This window comes from Streptomyces virginiae (genome assembly GCF_041432505.1).
Taxonomy (GTDB): Bacteria; Actinomycetota; Actinomycetes; order Streptomycetales; family Streptomycetaceae; genus Streptomyces; species Streptomyces virginiae_A.
Map to the genome: position 1 here is coordinate 3,855,080 of NZ_CP107871.1, position 18,567 is coordinate 3,873,646.

16 protein-coding genes are annotated in these 18,567 nt (G+C 70.6%); 10 read left to right on the forward strand and 6 right to left on the reverse strand.

Going from position 1 to position 18,567, the window contains the following annotated elements; all coding sequences use genetic code 11:
- Positions 1-90 precede the first annotated feature (90 nt).
- The gene (locus OG624_RS17885; protein WP_371639589.1) at positions 91-2,730 is read right to left on the reverse strand and encodes a D-alanyl-D-alanine carboxypeptidase family protein; all 2,640 of its coding nucleotides are present in this window, start codon (positions 2,728-2,730) and stop codon (positions 91-93) included.
- Between the two features lie 186 nt (positions 2,731-2,916).
- On the opposite strand from OG624_RS17885, the gene OG624_RS17890 reads away from it, so the two are divergent.
- The 3 genes from OG624_RS17890 (at position 2,917) to OG624_RS17900 (ending at position 5,255) form a co-directional block, all read left to right on the forward strand.
- Complete coding sequence (locus OG624_RS17890; protein ID WP_030390041.1) at positions 2,917-3,651, forward strand: GOLPH3/VPS74 family protein; 735 nt, start codon at positions 2,917-2,919, stop codon at positions 3,649-3,651.
- A gap of 289 nt (positions 3,652-3,940) precedes the next feature.
- A complete protein-coding gene (locus OG624_RS17895) occupies positions 3,941-4,825 on the forward strand; it encodes a helix-turn-helix domain-containing protein (RefSeq protein ID WP_030717316.1) in 885 nt (294 codons plus the stop codon).
- Between the two features lie 220 nt (positions 4,826-5,045).
- Complete coding sequence (locus tag OG624_RS17900; protein WP_033223778.1) at positions 5,046-5,255, forward strand: DUF397 domain-containing protein; 210 nt, start codon at positions 5,046-5,048, stop codon at positions 5,253-5,255.
- Positions 5,256-5,469: 214 nt separating this feature from the next.
- On the opposite strand, the gene OG624_RS17905 is transcribed toward OG624_RS17900, so the two are convergent.
- Positions 5,470-6,327 carry a hypothetical protein gene (locus OG624_RS17905; RefSeq protein ID WP_266352164.1) on the reverse strand — a complete coding sequence of 286 codons (858 nt, stop codon included), beginning with the start codon at positions 6,325-6,327 and terminating at the stop codon, positions 5,470-5,472.
- A 146-nt stretch (positions 6,328-6,473) separates the two neighbouring features.
- On the opposite strand from OG624_RS17905, the gene OG624_RS17910 reads away from it, so the two are divergent.
- Positions 6,474-7,742 carry an aminotransferase-like domain-containing protein gene (locus OG624_RS17910; protein ID WP_371639590.1) on the forward strand — a complete coding sequence of 423 codons (1,269 nt, stop codon included), beginning with the start codon at positions 6,474-6,476 and terminating at the stop codon, positions 7,740-7,742.
- Here OG624_RS17910 and OG624_RS17915 read toward each other — a convergent pair.
- The 3 genes from OG624_RS17915 to OG624_RS17925 all read right to left on the reverse strand — a co-directional run bounded on the left by OG624_RS17915 (position 7,720) and on the right by OG624_RS17925 (position 9,902).
- Positions 7,720-8,232: a hypothetical protein gene (locus OG624_RS17915; RefSeq protein WP_033223841.1), complete on the reverse strand. Its 513-nt coding sequence runs from the start codon at positions 8,230-8,232 to the stop codon at positions 7,720-7,722. The two genes, OG624_RS17910 and OG624_RS17915, sit on opposite strands and share 23 nt — an antisense overlap.
- The gene (locus tag OG624_RS17920) at positions 8,229-8,471 is read right to left on the reverse strand and encodes an amphi-Trp domain-containing protein (RefSeq protein ID WP_030717329.1); all 243 of its coding nucleotides are present in this window, start codon (positions 8,469-8,471) and stop codon (positions 8,229-8,231) included. The genes OG624_RS17915 and OG624_RS17920 overlap by 4 nt, the downstream gene beginning before the upstream one ends.
- Before the next feature lie 75 nt (positions 8,472-8,546).
- Positions 8,547-9,902, reverse strand: coding sequence for a diacylglycerol/lipid kinase family protein (locus OG624_RS17925; protein ID WP_051763553.1), 1,356 nt, complete (start codon positions 9,900-9,902; stop codon positions 8,547-8,549).
- A gap of 266 nt (positions 9,903-10,168) precedes the next feature.
- On the opposite strand from OG624_RS17925, the gene OG624_RS17930 reads away from it, so the two are divergent.
- From OG624_RS17930 to OG624_RS17955, 6 genes are all read left to right on the forward strand, one after another.
- Positions 10,169-10,606, forward strand: a complete 438-nt coding sequence (locus tag OG624_RS17930; RefSeq protein WP_033223838.1) for a hypothetical protein — start codon at positions 10,169-10,171, stop codon at positions 10,604-10,606.
- Between the two features lie 149 nt (positions 10,607-10,755).
- Positions 10,756-11,235: a hypothetical protein gene (locus OG624_RS17935; protein WP_371639591.1), complete on the forward strand. Its 480-nt coding sequence runs from the start codon at positions 10,756-10,758 to the stop codon at positions 11,233-11,235.
- Positions 11,235-12,983 carry a putative T7SS-secreted protein gene (locus tag OG624_RS17940; protein WP_033223775.1) on the forward strand — a complete coding sequence of 583 codons (1,749 nt, stop codon included), beginning with the start codon at positions 11,235-11,237 and terminating at the stop codon, positions 12,981-12,983. Before OG624_RS17935 ends, OG624_RS17940 begins: the two co-directional genes overlap by 1 nt.
- A 14-nt stretch (positions 12,984-12,997) precedes the next feature.
- On the forward strand, positions 12,998-13,762 hold the full coding sequence (locus OG624_RS17945; RefSeq protein WP_051763552.1) for a hypothetical protein: 765 nt from the start codon (positions 12,998-13,000) through the stop codon (positions 13,760-13,762).
- Between the two features lie 111 nt (positions 13,763-13,873).
- On the forward strand, positions 13,874-14,656 hold the full coding sequence (locus OG624_RS17950) for an SDR family oxidoreductase (RefSeq protein WP_033223774.1): 783 nt from the start codon (positions 13,874-13,876) through the stop codon (positions 14,654-14,656).
- A 51-nt stretch (positions 14,657-14,707) separates the two neighbouring features.
- Complete coding sequence (locus OG624_RS17955) at positions 14,708-17,284, forward strand: bifunctional FO biosynthesis protein CofGH (protein ID WP_033223773.1); 2,577 nt, start codon at positions 14,708-14,710, stop codon at positions 17,282-17,284.
- A 76-nt stretch (positions 17,285-17,360) separates the two neighbouring features.
- On the opposite strand, the gene OG624_RS17960 is transcribed toward OG624_RS17955, so the two are convergent.
- Positions 17,361-18,425: a tyrosine-protein phosphatase gene (locus OG624_RS17960; protein ID WP_033223772.1), complete on the reverse strand. Its 1,065-nt coding sequence runs from the start codon at positions 18,423-18,425 to the stop codon at positions 17,361-17,363.
- Positions 18,426-18,567: the final 142 nt, after the last annotated feature.

Genomic DNA, 18,567 nt, shown 5'->3' on the forward strand with positions numbered 1-18,567 from the left:
AACCCATGAGTCACGAACTTCCCGGGGGCCAAGACGCGGCCCGGCGCCCCGGGGTTGCCCGGGGCGCCGGATCCACGTTCCCACCGGAGGTCAGCCGACGCGCGTCAGCTTGCTGCCGATGCCCGGCGCGGCCAGGTCGGTCTTCAGGGCCACCGGCACCTTGACCTGGCTGGCCCCCTCGCCGACGGTCAGCAGGCCGACCTCGGTACCGGCCGCCGCGGTCTGCGGCAGCTTGCCGCCTCCGTTCGCGAGCTTCACCTCGACGGTCAGACCGGACCAGCCGACCGCCTGCACGTCGGCGGTGGCCACGACCGGCGTGCGGCCGCCGAGCCCGTCGTCGACGTAGCCCACGACATCGCCCTTCTTCACGACGGTCGCGCCGTCGAGGGACTTCTGCGTGGCGAGCATCAGTTGCTTGCTGGCGGCGAGCACGCTGTCGATGATCGGCGGCTTGTGCTGGCCGAGTACGGCCCCGACGATCAGCTGGTTGGTGTTGCCGACCTTCTTCTGCGCGGCGAAGAGGAGGTTTCCGCCGGCCTTGGTCGTCGTACCGGTCTTGATGCCGAGCGAGTCGTTGTACGGGACCAGGCCGTTCCAGTTCCGCCATTCCTTGCCGGACGGGTCGACCCACTTGGGCTTCTTGGTGATGTCCAGCAGCGTCTCGATCTCGACGAGCTTCAGGCCCAGCTTCACCTGGTCCTCGGCGGTGCTCACCGTGGTCGCGTCCAGACCCGAGGGGTCCGTGTACGTGGTGTTCTTCATGCCGAGTTCCTTGGCGGTGTCGTTCATCTTCTTGACGAACGCCTCCTGGGAACCGGAGTCCCAGCGCGCGAGGAGCCGCGCGATGTTGTTGGCCGACGGGATCATGAGGGCGGCGATCGCGTCGTACTCCGAGATCTTGTCGCCCGCCTTGACCGTGTCGAGGGTGGACTCGTTGTCGGTCGAGTTGTTCTTCTTGCCCTCGGTCTCGGCCGTCTGGTCGATGTCGATCATCGCGCCCTGATCACCCTTTTTGATCGGGTGGTCACGCAGGATGATGTACGCCGTCATCGACTTGGTGACGCTCGCGATCGGCACGGGCTTCTGCTCGCCGGACTGACCGAGCGTGCCGAGACCGGCGGCCGCCATGTACGCCTGGCCCTCGGTGGGCCACGGCAGCTGGGGCTTGGCGCCCTCGAAGGTGTACGAGGACTTCGCCGTCATGACGAGCGTCGGCTCGGGCAGCGGGCGCACCAGCTGTACGACGGCCAGGATGACCGCCAGCAGCACGACGAGCGGCGCGTAGATCTTGACCCGCCGGACGGCGGTGCGCATCGGGCTCGGCGGCGGGGGCGGGTTGTTCGTGAGGTCCGCCAGCATGTCGAGCGGCGGCTTGGGCGGCAGCGGCTGCTGCGTGGTCCGCTCGGAGTGGTCGAACCGCGCGGCGGCGGGCGGAACCGGAGCCTTCGGCCGCTGCCCGGCCGCGGGCGTCGGCGCGATGCCCTCGGGACGCAGCGGTACGAAGGTGCTGCCCTTGGGCGGCTCGGCCGCGGGCCCGGCCTCGGCGGGCTTGGCTTCGGTCGGCTTGGCTTCGGTCGCCTTGGCGGCGGCGGGCTTGGGCTCGGCCTGCTTCGGCTCGGCGGGCTTCGGCTCGGCGGGCTTGGGCTCGGCGGGCTTGGCAACGGCCCGGGCCTCGTTCGGCTTGGCCAGGGTCAGCGGCTTGGCAGGGGCCCGCTTCGGGGTCTCCGTCTCGGCCGCGTCCACCTTCGGGACGCGGAAGACCGCGGTGCGCTCGCTGTCCACGGGCTTCTCGGCCGCGGCGGCCGCCGGCTTCGCCTCCGCGGCGGGAGCCGAAGCGGAACCGGGCTTCACGGCGCGGAACACGGCGGTGCGTTCGCTGTCCGCCGGCCCGTCGACCTTCGGCTTCTCTGCCGCGGGCTCGGGTCGCTCCGCCGCGGGGGGCGAAGCGGAATCCGATTTGAAGGCGCGGAACACGGCAGTGCGCTCACTGTCCGCAGGCTGATCGGCCTTCTCGGCCTCTTCGACCTTCGGCTTCTCGACCGCGGGCTTCGCCTTGACGGGCGTGAACGCCCTGAACACGGCGGTGCGCTCGCCGTCCGCGGGCTCCTCCGCCTTCGGCTCCTCGGCCGCGGGCTTCGCCTCGACGACCGGAGCCGGAGCATCGGAGGAGCCCGAGGCGGAATCCGAAGCGGAATCTGAATCGGGGGCAGGGCCGGAGCCTGCGTCGGAGTCCGTCGCTTCGGTACGGGCATCCGGCGTGTCGGCCCCGTCGACCTCGGGCTCGACCGCGCCCGCCGTGTCGTCCGCCGAAGCGGAATCCTCGGCTTCGCCCGTTGCGGCGTCGCCGTCGGAATCGGCGGCATCGACATCGGCATCGGTGTCGTCGTCGGCGTCGGCGTCGGCAGAGGCGACCCACGCCGCCACCGCGTCCCGCAGCGGGTCCCGCCCGCCGGCGCCGGATGCGGACCCGGATGCGGATTCGGTGCCGGACTCGGCTCCGGCTTCGACTTCGGCTTCCGGCTCGACGTCGGCTTCAGCATCGGCTTCGGCTTCGGCATCGGTCTGGACATCGACGTCGACACCGGCACCGGTGCCGGCAGCAGCCGCGGCCCCGCCGCTCTCGGGATCCCGCGGCCGGAACACCGACAGCCTCGGATCACGCTCCGCGGACGACTCCGCCGCCCCCGGCGCTCCTTCATCTACCGACTTGTCGGGGGACTCGCCCGCCACCGTTCCTCCTCCATCGCCGCCATGTCCGGCTGTCCGAATGTCTAACAGTGTCCCGTCTCGGGAGCATCGCCCCCGTGCGAGACGAGAACGACATAGCTGCGGGTTCCCCCACAAAGCGACCACGCGCTCTCGACAGATGAATGTGAGAGGCGTCACCCTGTCACTCATCCACGCGGGGAGGCATGGATGGGCAGGAGCCGCAGAACAATTCCGGAGGAGCTTCTGCTGCTCGCCTTGGACCCGGCCACGGGTACCACGGCGCAGCCGCAGTCGCTCGACCTCGGCCTGGCCGGGGCACAGCTAGTGGAGCTGGCTCTGGCAGGACGGATAGCCCCTGATGGGGATCGTATCGCCGTGGTGATGCCACGGCCGACAGGAGATCCGACTCTGGACTCCGCACTGGAACTGCTGCGCAGGCGCGGCAGCCCGGTACGGGCCGTCCACTGGATCGGTGGACCCCGGCTGGGGCTCCGCCAGATTTACCTCGCTCATCTGGAGCGTTGCGGCATGGTCCATGCCGTCGCGGGACAGATGTGCGGAGTGCTTCCGACGACTCGCTACCAGGCGACGGACACGGAGATCAGCCGGGAGATCCGAGCCCGGCTCGACAGTGCGATCCGCACCGGCGTACCGCCGGACCCGCGGACCGCGGCGCTCGCCGCACTGGCCCACGCGGTCGGACTCGGCAAGCACCTGTACCCCGGCAACGAGGGGCGGTCGTCCAGGTCCCGACTGCGGGACCTGATCCGGCACGACCCGATGGGCGGACTCGTGGCGCATGCCGTGATGGACGTCCAGAACGGTGTGGCCGCACAGCCACGCCGTGACCGCGCACCCGCACCGCCGGCCCGTGCCACGGCGAGCAGCGTTCCGCTGCAGCCGCGCCGGACGGGCGCGATGGCCCGCGCGGCCGCGCACTGATCCACCCCGTTCCACCCGTTGCAACCGTTGCACCCGCTTCACCCGATCACCCGCTTCATCGCACCACCATCGCAACGCCACCGCCCAGACCGACGTCCGCGAGGACCCGGTCGGTTCGGGAGCCGCCAGCGCGCGGGGTGGCGGGGCCGGTTCGCCGACCCCGCCACCCCGCGCGTCTGTGTTTCCCGGCGTTCCCCAGCGGCGCCGACCGCTTCGGTGGCAGTCTGCTCAACACCAGATACGCAGAGAGACAGCTGCAACGACAGAAGAAGGCGGAGGTGCCGTTCACGTGGCGTCCAATGTCAATCCCACCGTCCGACGCCGCCGACTGGGCATGGAGTTGCGCAAGCTCCGTGAGGACAAGGGCATGACGGCCGAACAGGTCGCCGAGCGCCTCCTCGTCTCCCAGTCGAAGATCAGCCGACTGGAGAACGGCCGCCGCTCCATCAGCCAGCGCGATGTCCGCGACCTGTGCGACGTCTACGAGGTCGAGGACCGCCGCCTCATCGACTCGCTCATGCAGATGGCCAAGGACTCCCGCCAGCAGGGCTGGTGGCACGCCTTCGGTGACATTCCGTACAGCGTCTACATCGGCCTGGAGACGGACGCCGCCAGCCTGCGCACGTACGAGCCCCTGGTGATCCCGGGGCTGCTCCAGACGACGGAGTACGCCCAGTCCCTCGTCCGCGGCGCGTGGCCGGAGACCGCCCCCGCCGACGTCGACAAGCGCGTCCAGGTCCGGATGCACCGCCAGAAGCGGCTCTCCGAGACGGAGAACAACAACCCGGACCTCGGCCCGCTGCGCCTGTGGGCGGTGATCGACGAGGCCGCGCTGCGCCGGCGCGTGGGCGACGCGCAGTTGATGATCCGGCAGCTCGAATACTTGATAGAGCAGTCGGAGCAGCCGCACGTCACGGTGCAGGTGATGCCCTTCGAGCTGGGCGCGCACCCCGGCGTGAACGGCCAGTACGCGATTCTGGAGTTCCCGGACGCGTCCGACTCGACCGTCGTCTACATCGAGGGCGTGACGAGCGACCTGTACCTGGAGAAGGCCAACGACGTCCAGAAGTACAGCGTGATGTACGAGCACCTGCGCGCGCAGGCGCTGAATGTCGACCAGACCAGGGACTTCATCTCGGGGATCATCAACCAATATGCCGACAAGGGGGCATAGGGGCGGGATTCGACCGAGATCCACCGTGCGTGTGGCGAGCGGGTCGGTACCGTACACCGTCACTCCCCAGCCACAACAGGCTTGAATGGAATATGCCACCCGGTCGGGTGAATGGTCCCTTCACCCGTCAGGAGCTGCCGGTAGCGTCGATCAGGTCAGCCGGGAAATTGGCCGACAGGACATCGGAACCACCGAAACTACTCGCTCACCGGAGAGAAACATGGCTATTCGTCAGGGCGCCACGGCCAACTGGATCAAGTCCTCCTACTCCGCCAACGGCGCCTGCGTCGAGGTCAAGTCCCCTGTCATGGAGGCCATCGCCGTCCGCGACTCGAAGGCGCAGGACGGACCGTCCCTCACCTTCGCGCCCGACTCCTGGACCTCGTTCGTCACCGGCGTCACCGAGGGCCGGCTGGGACGCCTCGCCTGAGCAGCACGGCGCGTCCCAACCGGTCTCGCTGTCCGTACCGCCCCTACCGTTCGGTCCCCGCGTTCGACACCAGCGGGCCCGGCTGCTCCACCACTCGCAGCACCTGCACCACACGCATCACCCGCAGTACCCGCGTCACTGACTGGAGCCCTCTCGACCGACCCGCCGTCTTGGCCGAGGGGGCTCGGCCATGCCCCGGGCCGCGGCGGCTCCCTCAGCGCAGCTGATCGACGTAACGATCGGTCCCCGGCACCGTCGGGACGAACGGCGCCACCAGCTCCACCCGCCCCAACCCCGCCTCCGCGACCTCCGTGTCGAGCCCCTGGAAGCGGTCCCAGCAGGTACGGGGGTCCTGCTGGAGGAACCACAGCAGCGTGAGGCGGGTGTCGACGCCCTCCACCTGCTTGACGTACGTCATCCGGTCACCCGGCAGCGGGGTGGGGCGGAAGATCGTCACCATCGCGGCCGGGCCGCCGTGCAGCCGCTTGGGCAGGGCGCGTGAGCGCAGCCACTCCAGCAACTCGGCCCTCCGCTCCGGCCCGTCGGCGTCGACGACCTGGACGACGAGCCCCTCGTACGGGTGGTCCAGGGCGTGGAAGTCCCGCGGGCCGGCGGCGCCGTCGCGGTAGACGGTGGCCGCGTGGTCCTGGAAGGACGTGAAGACGTGGGTGCGGTCCTGGTAGACCCGCCCGTCGCGGTTGAGGCGCTTGTTGATGCCGACGGTCCACTTCATGTGCTCGTCGTAGCGGCCCTGGGTGACCCAGTACGTCGATATGTAGCAGCCCGCGGTGACGGGTTGGGCGACGGCCGACTTCTCCGGGTAGCGCAGCTCCTGCAGTTCACGGGTGGCCACCCAGCGGCGGCCCGCGTACATCCAGGGCATGGCCATGGCGCCGGCGTAGTAGTGGTCGTCCTCGTACCAGCGGTTGTACGCGTACTCGTGGCCCGGGTGCGGTTCCACCATGGTGATCAGCGCGTGGCCGGGGTGGACGCCGTAGGGGCCGACGGCCGCGAGCTCGGCGTAGTCCTCGACGCGGGTGTCCTGCTGCGGGTCCTGCTCTCCTGTCGTCATGGGAACGGTCTAGCTGATGTGGCGTCAGATGGGGAGGGGTCGGGGGTCGGGGGTCCTTGGCGGCCGGTCCACCCCCTGATACATACGTGTCGTCTACAACTTTCCCTCGTTACGATGCGCGCACCCGCCTCCTGAAGGAGCTGCCCGTGCCTGCCGCCGTGCCCGCCACCGCCGCCGCCTCGACCTTCCCCTCCTCCGCGCCGCCGCCCGCGTTCGCCGCCCGCGCCGCCTCCGTGGAGGGGTCCCCCGTACGCGAGATCCTCGCGCTCACCGAACGCCCCGGGATCATCTCCCTCGCCGGCGGCCTCCCCGCGCCCGAACTGTTCGACACCGAGGGCCTGCGGGCCGCGTACGACGCCGCCCTCGCGGGGTCCGCGCGGCGCGCGCTCCAGTACTCGACCACCGAGGGCGCACCCGAGCTCCGCGAGGCCGTCGCCGCCCGGGCGACCGCGCGCGGGCTGCCGACCGGCCCGGACGACGTACTCATCACCTCCGGTTCCCAGCAGGCCCTGACGCTCATCACCGCCACCCTCGTCGAACCCGGCGACGTGGTGCTGGTCGAGAACCCCACCTACCTCGCGGCCCTCCAGTGCTTCCGCCTGGCGGGGGCCCGGGTGGTGGCCGTGCCCTGCGACGCGCAGGGCATCCTCCCGGACGCGCTGGCGGACGTCGTCGCGCGCGAACGGCCGAAGCTGCTGTACACCGTCCCGACCTTCCAGAACCCGACGGGACGCACCCTCCCGGCCGACCGTCGTGCGGCGATCGCGCGGACGGCGGCCCGGCTCGGGCTCTGGCTGGTGGAGGACGACCCGTACGGGGAACTGCGCTACGAGGGCTCCGACCTCCCGTGGCTCGCCGCGCACCCGGGCGCGGAGGACCGTACGGCCCTGCTCGGCAGCTTCTCGAAGGTCATGGCCCCCGGGCTGCGCCTCGGCTGGCTCCGGGCCCCGGCGGCGCTGCGGCGGGCCGCGGTGGTCGCCAAGCAGGCGGCGGACCTCCACACCTCCACCGTCGACCAGCTGGCCGCGGCGCACTACCTCGCGGCCGTCGACCTCGACGCGCACATAGCGGCGGTCCGGGCGGCCTACCGGGAGCGCCGCGACGCCCTGCACGGCGCCCTGGCCCGGAGCCTGCCGGGCGACTGCGCGTGGAACCTGCCCGAGGGCGGCATGTTCCTCTGGGCCCGCCTACCGGCGGACCACGACGCGACGGACCTGCTCAGGACGGCCGTCACGCACGGCGTCGCCTTCGTCCCGGGCGCCCCCTTCCACGCCACCGCCCCGGATCCCCGCACCCTGCGACTGTCCTTCACGACGCACACGCCGGCCGAGATCGCCGAGGGCGTCGGCCGGCTGCGCGCGGCACTGGCGGAGTACGGAGGAAAGCAGTCCTTCAGTGTTGGAGGGCGACCTTGAGCAGCACGATGAGCAGCCCGAGGAAGAGGTTGATCGCGCCGGCCAGCATCATCATCCGGCGCGAGGCGCCGGCGCGGCTGGCGGCCACGGCGGCCCAGCCGACCTGGCCGACGAGGGCGACCGCGAGCGCCAGCCAGGCGATGCCCTGGGGCCCCAGGCCGAGCCACGGGGCGATGAGGGCGGCGACGGCCGGTGGGACGGCCGCCTTGATGATCGGCCGCTCCTCCTTGGCCGTACTGCGGATCACGCCCCAGCTCAGGTGGTGCACCATGCGGGCCCCGAAGAGGCGGGCGAAGACGTGCGCGGCCCAGAACACGACGCCGGTACCCAGGAGCAGCACGGCGAGTTCCAGCCGCGGGTACTTGCCGAGTGTCCCGGCCCCGACCACGACGGAGGCGGCGAGCAGGGAGCCGTAGACGGCGCCGCTGTAGTCGCCGCGCCCGGCCTCCCCCCGCGGGACCGTCTCCGGGCCGTCCGGGGGCGCTGTCACGCGGCCCCGGCCTGCCTGGTGGGCCACTTGAGCTCGATCTCCATCTCGATCTCCCCGTCGCCGACCTCGACCTCGATCTCGGTGCGGAGCTCGTCGGGGACGCGCAGGCTCATCTTCCCGGGTCCGAGTTCCAGTTCGGCGTTGCCGCCGTGGCGTAGTGCCTCGGCGAGCGCCGAGAGCTGATCGGCGGCCTCGAGGCGGGAAAGGGAACTCTTCTGCTCGAACTTGAGGTCCTTCACGGATGTCTCCAATCCGCTACGAGCACCGGGTAAGGCCCATTGTGCGGCCGCCCCGGAGGTCGGGCATCCCGGGCTTCAGTCGGCCGTGCCCGCCGCGCCGGTCGTGCCCGCCCCGGGCCGGTCGAAGGCCAGGGCGAGGACCTCGCTCCATTGCATGGGCGGGGCGGCCGCCGGGGCTCCGGGGCGGAGCCTGGGCACCCGTACGCGCAGGGCGCCGGGGCGGACGGAGCAGGTCACGGGGGTGGGCATGGTCAGCGCCTCGCCGTCCACGGCGACGGCGATGCGTTCGGCGGCCGATGCGATGACGACCTGGCGGGAGGTGAGCACGTGGAGGCCCGCCGCTCTGGCTCCGCGCAGCGCGACCTCGGCCGCCTGGGCCGCGTTGTTCACCCGGATGCCGAGGACGCCCAGCTCCCCGCGGTCGAGGCGGGCCCTGCGGGCACCCATCGGTTCGGAGGACGTGTAGGGGTTGTTGCTGACCAGCAGCGCCTGCTGGGCCTCCAGCCGCTTCTCGTCGGTCACCGCGTCGAGGGTGGTACCGGCGTACCCGAGGAGGAGGTCGGGGAGCGCGGCCAGGGCCGAGTCGGCCTTGGCGTCCCGGTACTCCGGGCGCTGCACGATCTCCGCGTAGACGCCGAACGAAGCCGTGTTGACGAAGGCGTGGCCGCCGACGACCCCCAGGTCGACCCTGAGCTCCTCCCCGTCGGTCAGCGCGTCCAGGCATCGGGCCGGGTCCTCGCGGTCCAACCCGAGGTCCATGGCGAAGTGGTTCCGGGTGCCGGCGGAGATCACGAGGAAGGGCAGGTCGTACTCGGCGGCCACCTCGGCGACCCGAGCCTGGGTGCCGTCGCCGCCGGCCACCCCGAGCAGGTCCGCCCCGTCGGCCACCGCCTGCCGGGCGAGGGCGGCGACGTCCGTGACGACCTCCGGGTCCAGCAGCACCACCCGGGCGCCGAGCGCCTCGCCCTTCTCGACGAGGCCGAAGCGCCCGACCTTGCCGCCGCCGGACTTCGGATTCATGATCAGCACCGGGCTCCGGGGGGCGTCGGTCCGTACGGTGGCGCGCATCCCCTCGGGCCGGCGGGCGGCGCGCAGCGCGGTCCGCGCACAGGCCACGGCGGCCGCCCACAGCGCGATGGCGAGCAGCGCCGTGGGCCACAGATCGGCCTGGGCGTAGATGAGCAGGATGGCCACGGGCGCGCCCACCATCAGCAGGGTGCCGACCAGCCGGACGGCCCCGCGATGGGAGACCACCCACCAGGTGCCCATGGCCGTGAGCGCCGCCCCGGCGATCCCGACGACGAGGACGAGGAGCCCCCCGACGATGCCCTCGGCCACCAGGGTCACGGCCGCGAGCACGGCGCACCCGAGCGCCAGCAGGGCCCACAGCCGAGCCCGCCGGGGCGGGCCGGAAGCATCCGGAAGTGCCATGCCCTCACGTCCTCGCCTCGTACCGCGGGGTCATCTCCGATCATCTCCCGAAGCGGATCGGCCGTCGACGCGAACGCGAACCCGCCCAGGACGCGGTGCGGCACCATCCATCGCTCCTGCAACGACGGATCGACCGGAGACCTCAGGGTCAACTCGACACACCTGGCAGGATATGCGCCCTACCAAACAGTAAATTTTGCCCACTCATCCCGCCATGCAAAAGTACGTTCGATCAGGAGCAAAGGGCAGCGGTGGGGGAGTTCCAGGTGGGGTTCGACGAGGAGTGGGGGCGGCTCCGGGCTGCTGCCGTGGATGCCGGCGGCCGACCGCCGGCGGTGGATCCGGTGGCACGGGCTCGGGAAGCGGCACTGGAGCGGCTGGCGGACTTCTGCAGCCGGACGGTCCTGGTGCCGCTGGACGCACAGGGCGGCCTGTGGACGGCCGAACTCGGCGGCCTGGACTGGATCTGCGTGTTCTCCGACGAGGAGGCGCTGGGCCGCTTCGCCCAAGCGCGGGACGAGGCCGCGCAGGAGTGGACGTACCGGCGGGTGATCGGTGCGCGGCTGCTCGACGAGCTGGTGCCGGCGCTCGATTTTCCCTGCGGCGTCGCATGGAACGCGGCAGGGCCGGACGGAGTGGTGTACCCGCCGATCCGCGGGATCGTGCCGGATGCGGCAGCGCTTGACGGAGAGGCGGCAGCGTGAGCGGGGACGGGGCGGATCTCGATGTGTCGAAGCCGGCACTGGCTCAGATCGCGAAGGGGATCACTGACAGCTTGGCGGAGTTGAAGGAAGTCGGTTCGGTGGGCTCGGCGAGTATGGGGGGCGGCTTCACCGCCCTGGCTCTCTCTGGGATGGAGACCGGGCATGAGGGTCTGGCGTCCACGCTGGGCACGTTCTGCGAACGCTGGGGCTGGGGCGTCCGCTCGCTGGTGCAGCAAGGGAACGCCTTCGCCATGAAGGTAGGGCTCTCGGCGGGCGCGATGTACGAACAGGACCAGTACATCCAGGGGAGCTTCAAGGTCGTGGCGAACGCGGCACTGGGCAACCCGTATGCCGAGGAGAAGGACATCATCGCCAAGGACTGGGGCGGGGTCCTCTCCGACAACCCGATCACACAGATCCGGGACGCCGACTACAGCCGCGAGTCCTTCGACCGGGCCACGGAGAACGGCAGCGAGGCGTGGAAGAGCGCTGTCCGGGACGTGAACAGTTCCGACATCCTGCTGTCCAACCAGCTCGCCGATGCGGTCGGACTGCGGGACGAGATGGACGCAGTGGTCGAGGGCACGGTCGGCCCGGCACCCGAGGCACAGCCTGGCGGTGAGGGCTGATGACGGACTTGGGCGGTCTGATCGACAAGGGTCTCGACAAGATCGATGAGAAGGTCGATTCGGCCAAGAAGGTCATCGGCCACGGCGTGGACCGGGCCACCGACGAGATCGGTGGCGCCCTCGACCGGGCCGGCGCGCACGGCTGGGCGGACAAGGTCGAGGACTTCGGTGACAACGCCGCGTCCCGTCTGGGGGCCACCGTACGGGAACAGCAGCTCGGCGAAAGCGAGCAGGCCGACGAACTGATCCACGGCAGGTCGTCGACGCTCCGGGAGTCGGCCAAGCACTTCACGGACTTCCAGGCGGCCTTCGACCGGGTCGGCCAGGGCATGAAGGCCCTCGACTCGGACCAGTGGAAGGGGCAGGCGGCCGAAGCGTTCCGGGCGAAGTTCGCGATGCATCCCACCGACTGGCTGCGCGCCTCCGACGCGTGCGAGTCGGCGAGCGGTGCGCTCAGCCGGTACGCGGAAACGGTGGAGTGGGCGCAGAAGCAGGCCCAGACGGCCATCGACCTGCACAAGGCCGCGGTGAAGGCGACGAAGGAAGCCCACGACGCCCACCTCAAGAACAAGGACGCCTACGAGGCCGCTGCGAAGGCCGGCCACGATCCGGGCCCGGTCCCGGTCGAGGGCGCGGACCCGGGAGACGCAGCCCGCAAACGGGCCAAGGAGATCCTGGACGAAGCCCGCAGGCAGCGCGACGAGGCAGCCACGACGGCCGAACGCGCCCTCAAAGCGGCCATGGAGCACGCCCCGGCCAAGCCCCCGGCGACGGACCGGCTGCTGGCCGACATCGTCGACTACGCGGGCTCGGAGTCGGTCGAACTCAGCCACGTCGTGGGTGGCGCGCTCAAGGGCACGGCGGGGACCCTGAATTTCGCCCGCGGCCTGAACCCCCTCGACGTGTACAACCTGACGCACCCGGCCGATTTCCACCAGAACCTCAGCATGACGCTGGCCGGTCTCGTCTCCACCGCGTCCCACCCCGAACGCATCCCCGGCCCGATGATCGACAGCTACATGGCTGACCCCGACGAATTCAAGGGGCGCCTCCTCCCCGACCTCATCGGCACGAAGGGCTTGCCCACGATCCGGTCCGGAATGCGCTTCGCCGAGGACGCGGCGGAGAGCGCGGCCCGCAGGGAAGCCGCCCGGATGGGTGAGCATGCGGCACCCAGCGGTACGTCCGCCGGGCCACCCAAGGAGCGCGGTCTTCTGATGCGTCAGGATGACGACTTCTACAGCGAACTCAACAGCAGGGGACAGCGAAAGTCCCACCTGAATGAGAACGGCGATCTTGTCCCAGCCAATCCGGACGGCCAGGCAAGTATTGTCGACCACGTGGTCGGACGAGACCCTAAGAAATCAGACAGTCCTTACACGTCCTTGAGCAGTGATGGAGCTGACGCCAAGGACTTTGGTAACGGGAAAATAAAAATCGACCTACCACGCCTGGAACAGGACATAGCAAGCGGCCGCGTCCAAGGCGTGAGCATCCACTCCCCCGAGGATGTCCAATCGGCAATTCAAGCGAGCGCGAACGAGATCGCAGGCAGACATGTCGATCTCACGGTGCCGCCTGACAGCACTCGTCCCGCGATCGAAGAAGCGGCACGTGAACTGGGGCTCAGCAACACGAAGACCAAGCGGATCGCCCAGCGGATGGTCGACATGATGAACACACGACGCGATCAGGAATGGCTGATCAAAGGTATCGTTCCCAGCGACTACATCTCGGGACCACAGTGAGACAGGGCAGCAGAATGACCCGATTCGAAGACCTCCTTGGAACCGACTTCGAAGGAAATCCGACCGACGACGTGGATGATGTCATCTACGGCGGCTACGACCACCCCGAGCATCGCGAGCGTGTTGCTGACCTCATCCGGCTCCTCGATGACACGTCAGCCGGCGACCAGCATCGGTATCTCGCCTGCTTGACTCTTGCGGCCTGGGGGGAAGCGGAAGGGTACGAAGCAGTTCGACAAGCGACTTCGAACCCGCGCGCCGTTCCTTGGTACGACCTCGTGATGGACCGGAAGTTCTCGGTGGACTGCAGCTACGGACAGTTTTCCGCCGCCGTGGCGGACAGCCGTGAGCTCGCCGAAGAGAAGAACAACTCGGGTCTCAGACTGGAAACGTTCCGCTCCCTGATCCACATTGCGGACCGCGAGTACTTCGAGGAAAAGCTCGGGGACTACCTGGACGAAGCGGTCGTGCGTGCCTGCCTCCCTGACATCCATGACGTCGTCAGCCGGGGCCTGACGTCGCTCGCCGAAGGGGAGCAGCCACGGTTCGACCTACCTACTCAGCTGGTCGACCTCGCCAATTCGGTTGTCACCGTCGCCGAGGAGACAGGGGTGCAGATGGTTCTGCAGATCCTGCGAGCAGCCCCCTCGGGGCGCACCATGGCGCACGCCGTCGCCGCGGTGCACCGAGCTGTCGGACCCAGCAAGAACGCACTGGCCGACCACCTCTACCTCAACGGCAGCGCGCACGTACGGAGGCTGCTCGCCGATCGTGGGTGAACGCCGGGCCGGGCCATTCCCGCCCTCCCGGCATCGCGGAGCCCCTTCACACCGCCGCGCCCGCGTCGTAGCCTGACGCACCGTCAGATCAACCGTGCCCGGAGGTCCGTCATGCTGCTGCGAGGGAAGACCGTCATCGTCTCCGGGGTCGGGGCCGGGCTCGGGCATCAGGTGGCCGCCACCGTCGTGCGCGACGGCGGGAACGCCGTGCTCGGGGCCCGGACCGAGGCGAATCTCGCCAAGTCCGCCGCCGAGATCGACCCCGACGGAGCGCACACCGCCCACCGCGCCACCGACATCACCGACGAGACGCAGTGCGCGGCCCTGGCCGAGCTCGCGCTCAGCCGTTTCGGCCGGATCGACGCCGTCGTGCACGTCGCCGCCTGGGACTCTTACTTCGGGGGCCTGGAGGACGCCGACTTCGGGACCTGGCAGCAGATCATCGACGTCAATCTGCTGGGGACGCTGAAGATGACCCGTGCGTGCGTGCCCGCGCTCAAGGAGCGCGGCGGGTCCGTGGTGATCATCGGGACGCAGTCGGCCGTGGCCGCGCCCAACGAGGTGCAGCAGGCCGCCTACGCCGCCTCCAAGGGGGCCCTGACCTCCGCCATGTACTCCATGGCCCGCGAGCTCGGACCGCACCGGATCCGCGTCAACACCGTGCTGCCCGGCTGGATGTGGGGGCCGCCCGTGCAGGCCTTCGTCACCTTCTCCGCGCACACCGAGGGCGTCCCCGAGGCCGAGGTGCACGCCCGCCTCACCCAGCGGATGGCGCTGCCCGATCTGGCCACCGACGGGGACGTCGCCGACTCCGTCGCCTTCCTCGCCTCCGACCGGGCTCGGGCGATAACCGGCCAGTCGCTGCTGGTCAACGCGGGTGAGCTGATGAGATGAGCCACTTCACAGCCGCCCCACCACCGGATCACCGGATCGTATGCTCGGCCCATGACCACTCCGAGTGACGCACCGACCGAAAACGCGATGCGCCGCGCGCTCCGGCGGGCCCGCGACGGCGTCGCGCTCGACGCGACCGAGGCGGCCGTACTCCTCCAGGCGCGCGGCGAGCACCTGAAGGACCTCGCCGCCTCCGCCGCGCGCGTGAGGGACGCCGGGCTCGCCGCCGCCGGGCGGCCCGGTGTCATCACCTACTCCCGCAAGGTCTTCATCCCCCTCACCCGTCTCTGTCGCGACCGGTGCCACTACTGCACCTTCGTCACCGTCCCCGGAAAGCTCCGCAAGAGCGGCCACGGGATGTACCTGTCCCCCGACGAGGTCCTCGACATCGCCCGCCAGGGGGCGGCGATGGGCTGCAAGGAAGCGCTCTTCACCCTCGGCGACCGCCCCGAGGACCGCTGGCCCGAGGCCCGCGAGTGGCTCGACGCGCACGGCTACGACGACACCCTCGCCTACGTGCGCGCCATGGCGATCCGGGTCCTGGAGGAGACCGGACTGCTGCCGCACCTCAACCCCGGTGTCCTGTCCTGGTCCGACCTCCAGCGGCTCAAGCCGGTCGCGCCGAGCATGGGCATGATGCTGGAGACCACGGCCACCCGTCTGTGGTCCGAGCCGGGCGGCCCCCACCACGGCTCCCCCGACAAGGACCCGGCCGTGCGGCTGCGCGTGCTGGAGGACGCGGGGCGCTCCAACGTCCCCTTCACCTCCGGCGTCCTCATCGGTATCGGCGAGTCCTACGAGGAGCGCGCGGACGCCTTCTTCGAGCTCCGCCGGATCCAGCGCGCCTACCACGGCATCCAGGAGGTCATCGTCCAGAACTTCCGCGCCAAGCCGGACACCGCCATGCGCGGTATGCCGGACGCGGAGTTGGAGGAGCTGGCCGCCGCCATCGCCGTCGCCCGGCACATCCTGGGACCGAGCGCCCGCATCCAGGCCCCGCCGAATCTGGTGGACGCCGAGTACGCGCTGCTCATCGGCGCCGGCATCGACGACTGGGGCGGGGTCTCCCCGCTGACCCCGGACCACGTCAACCCGGAGCGTCCCTGGCCGCACATCGAGGAGCTGGCCGAGCGGACCGCCGCCGCCGGCTTCGAGCTGCGCGAACGCCTCACGATCTACCCGGAGTTCCTGCAGCGCGGCGAGCCCTGGCTGGACCCGCGCCTGCTGCCGCACGTACGGGCGCTGGCCGACCCGGAGTCCGGGCTGGCCGACGAGGGTGCCGTGGTCGTGGGCCGGCCGTGGCAGGAGCCGGACGAGGGCTTCACCGCGTACGGGCGCACCGACCTGCACGCCACCATCGACACCGAGGGCCGCACCGGCGACCGCCGCGACGACTTCGACGACGTGTACGGGGACTGGGAGGCGCTGCGGGAGGCGGCCGCGCCCGGGATGGTGGCCGAGCGCATCGACACCGACGTACGGGGCGCCCTGGCGCAGGCCGCCGACGATCCGACGAAGCTGACGGACGCGCAGGCGCTGGCGCTGCTGCACGCGGACGGGCCGGCGCTCGACGCCCTGTGCCGCATCGCCGACGACCTCCGTCGGTCGGTGGTCGGCGACGAGGTCACCTACATCGTCACGCGGAACATCAACTTCACCAACGTCTGCTACACCGGCTGCCGTTTCTGCGCGTTCGCGCAGCGCCGCACGGACGCCGACGCCTACACCCTCTCCCTCGACCAGGTCGCCGACCGGGCCGCCCAGGCCTGGGACGTGGGCGCGGTCGAGGTGTGCATGCAGGGCGGCATCCACCCGGACCTGCCCGGGACGGCCTACTTCGACATCGCGCGCGCGGTGAAGCAGCGGGTGCCGGGCATGCACGTGCACGCCTTCTCGCCGATGGAGGTGGTCAACGGGGCGACCCGCACGGGGATGTCCGTACGGGATTGGCTGACGGCGGCCAAGGAGGCGGGTCTGGACTCGATCCCGGGTACGGCGGCGGAGATCCTGGACGACGAGGTCCGCTGGGTGCTGACGAAGGGCAAGCTGCCGACGGCGGACTGGATCGATGTCGTCACCACCGCGCACGAGCTCGGGATCCGCTCCTCCTCCACGATGATGTACGGGCACGTGGACCAACCGCGGCACTGGTTGGGCCACTTCCGCACGCTGTCGCGCATCCAACAGCAGACCGGCGGGTTCACCGAGTTCGTCACGCTCCCCTTCATCCACACCAACGCGCCCGTGTACCTGGCGGGCATCGCACGGCCGGGCCCCACGGTCCGCGACAACCGCGCGGTGACGGCGATGGCCCGGATCCTGCTGCACCCGCACATCCCCAACATCCAGACGAGTTGGGTGAAGCTGGGGGCGGAGGGCGCGGCCGAGATGCTCCGGTCCGGGGCGAACGACCTGGGCGGGACGCTGATGGAGGAGACCATCTCGCGGATGGCCGGGTCGAGTTACGGCTCGTACAAGTCGGTACAGGACCTGATCGCGGTGGCCGAGGCGGCCGGGCGGCCCGCGAAGGCCCGTACGACGCTGTACGGGGAGGTGTCGCGGGAGCGGCAGGAGGCGGCCCGCGCCTCGGACGGGCACCTGCCGGAGCTGCTGCCCGTACTGGACTGAGCGCGAGGGAAGCACCGCGGAAGGGGATCCCGGCCGCCTGGCCGGGATCCCCTTCCCTCGTCGGCGCGGAGCCGGATCAGCCGACCAGGAGGTCCTTCTTCAGCTCCTTGAGCTCGTGGGCGTCGATGCCGAGCCCGTCCTTGAGGTAGCGGTCGAAGGAGCCGTACGTCGCCTCGACCTCGTCGTAGCCCGCGTTCAGGTACTCGGGGCGCACGTCGAGCAGCGGCTTGTAGACGGCGGCCTGCTGGGCGGGCAGGTGGGAGAGGATCGCGTCGTTGGCGGCCTTGCGGTAGTCGTTGCTGGCCAGGTAGTCGGCCTCGACGGTCTCGCGGGGCACGCCGAGGGCGGTCAGCAGGGCGGCGCCCGCCCAGCCGGTGCGGTCCTTGCCGGCGGTGCAGTGGAAGAGGACGGAGCGGCCGCGGTCGCGGTCGATGCCGTCGAAGACCTGGGTGTACGCCTTCTTGCCGCCGGCGCCGGAGACCATCGCCCGCTCCGCGTCGACCATGGCCTTGACGGCCTCGTCGGGGGTGCGGGGCATGGTTTGGAAGGAGCCGGAGCCCGCGAAGACGTCGGCGACGACGTAGGTGGCGCCCGTGGGCACCTTGTCGGCGGCCTTGGTGCGCTCGTCCTCCGTGCGGAGGTCGAAGACCGTCCTGACGCGCAGGCGCCGGAGCTTGGCCAGGTCGTTCTCGGTCAGCTTGTCGAGGGCGTCCGAGCGGTAGATCTCGCCCATCCTGACCCACTGGCCGGTGCTGGTGCGGTAGCCGCCGGCGTCGCGGAAGTTGGCGGTGCCGTCCAGCTCGATCAGGCGGTCGGCCAGGCGCAGGCCCTGGCCGCGGCCGGGCTCGAAGTCGAACCACTGGCGGTCGGCGGCGGGCAGGCCCTTGACCACGGCGGTGCCCTGGGAGCCGCCCTTCGCGACGACCTTGCCGTTCGCCTCGATCTCGACCCGGTCGGTGCCACGGGCCTTCCACCGCAGGGTGAAGGAGCCGTCGGCACCGGCGGTGACGGTGGCTTCGGTGAACGGGACGGCGGACCGGTCGTGCCGGTCCCGGCCGGTGGCGGAGGCGAGCGGGGCCGCGACCAGGGAGGCGGCGAGTACGGAGGCGACGACGGTCGCGGCGAGGAGAGCCTTCTTCATGGCTCCGAGGCTGGGCGGCCACGGAGAACGTCCGATGAACGAGGCGTGACCGAAAACGACCGACTCGAAGGCAAGTGGCAAAACGTGCCACCACCCAAGTGGCGGCCTGAAGTGTTCGGATTCTGGCCGATCTGCGCTGACC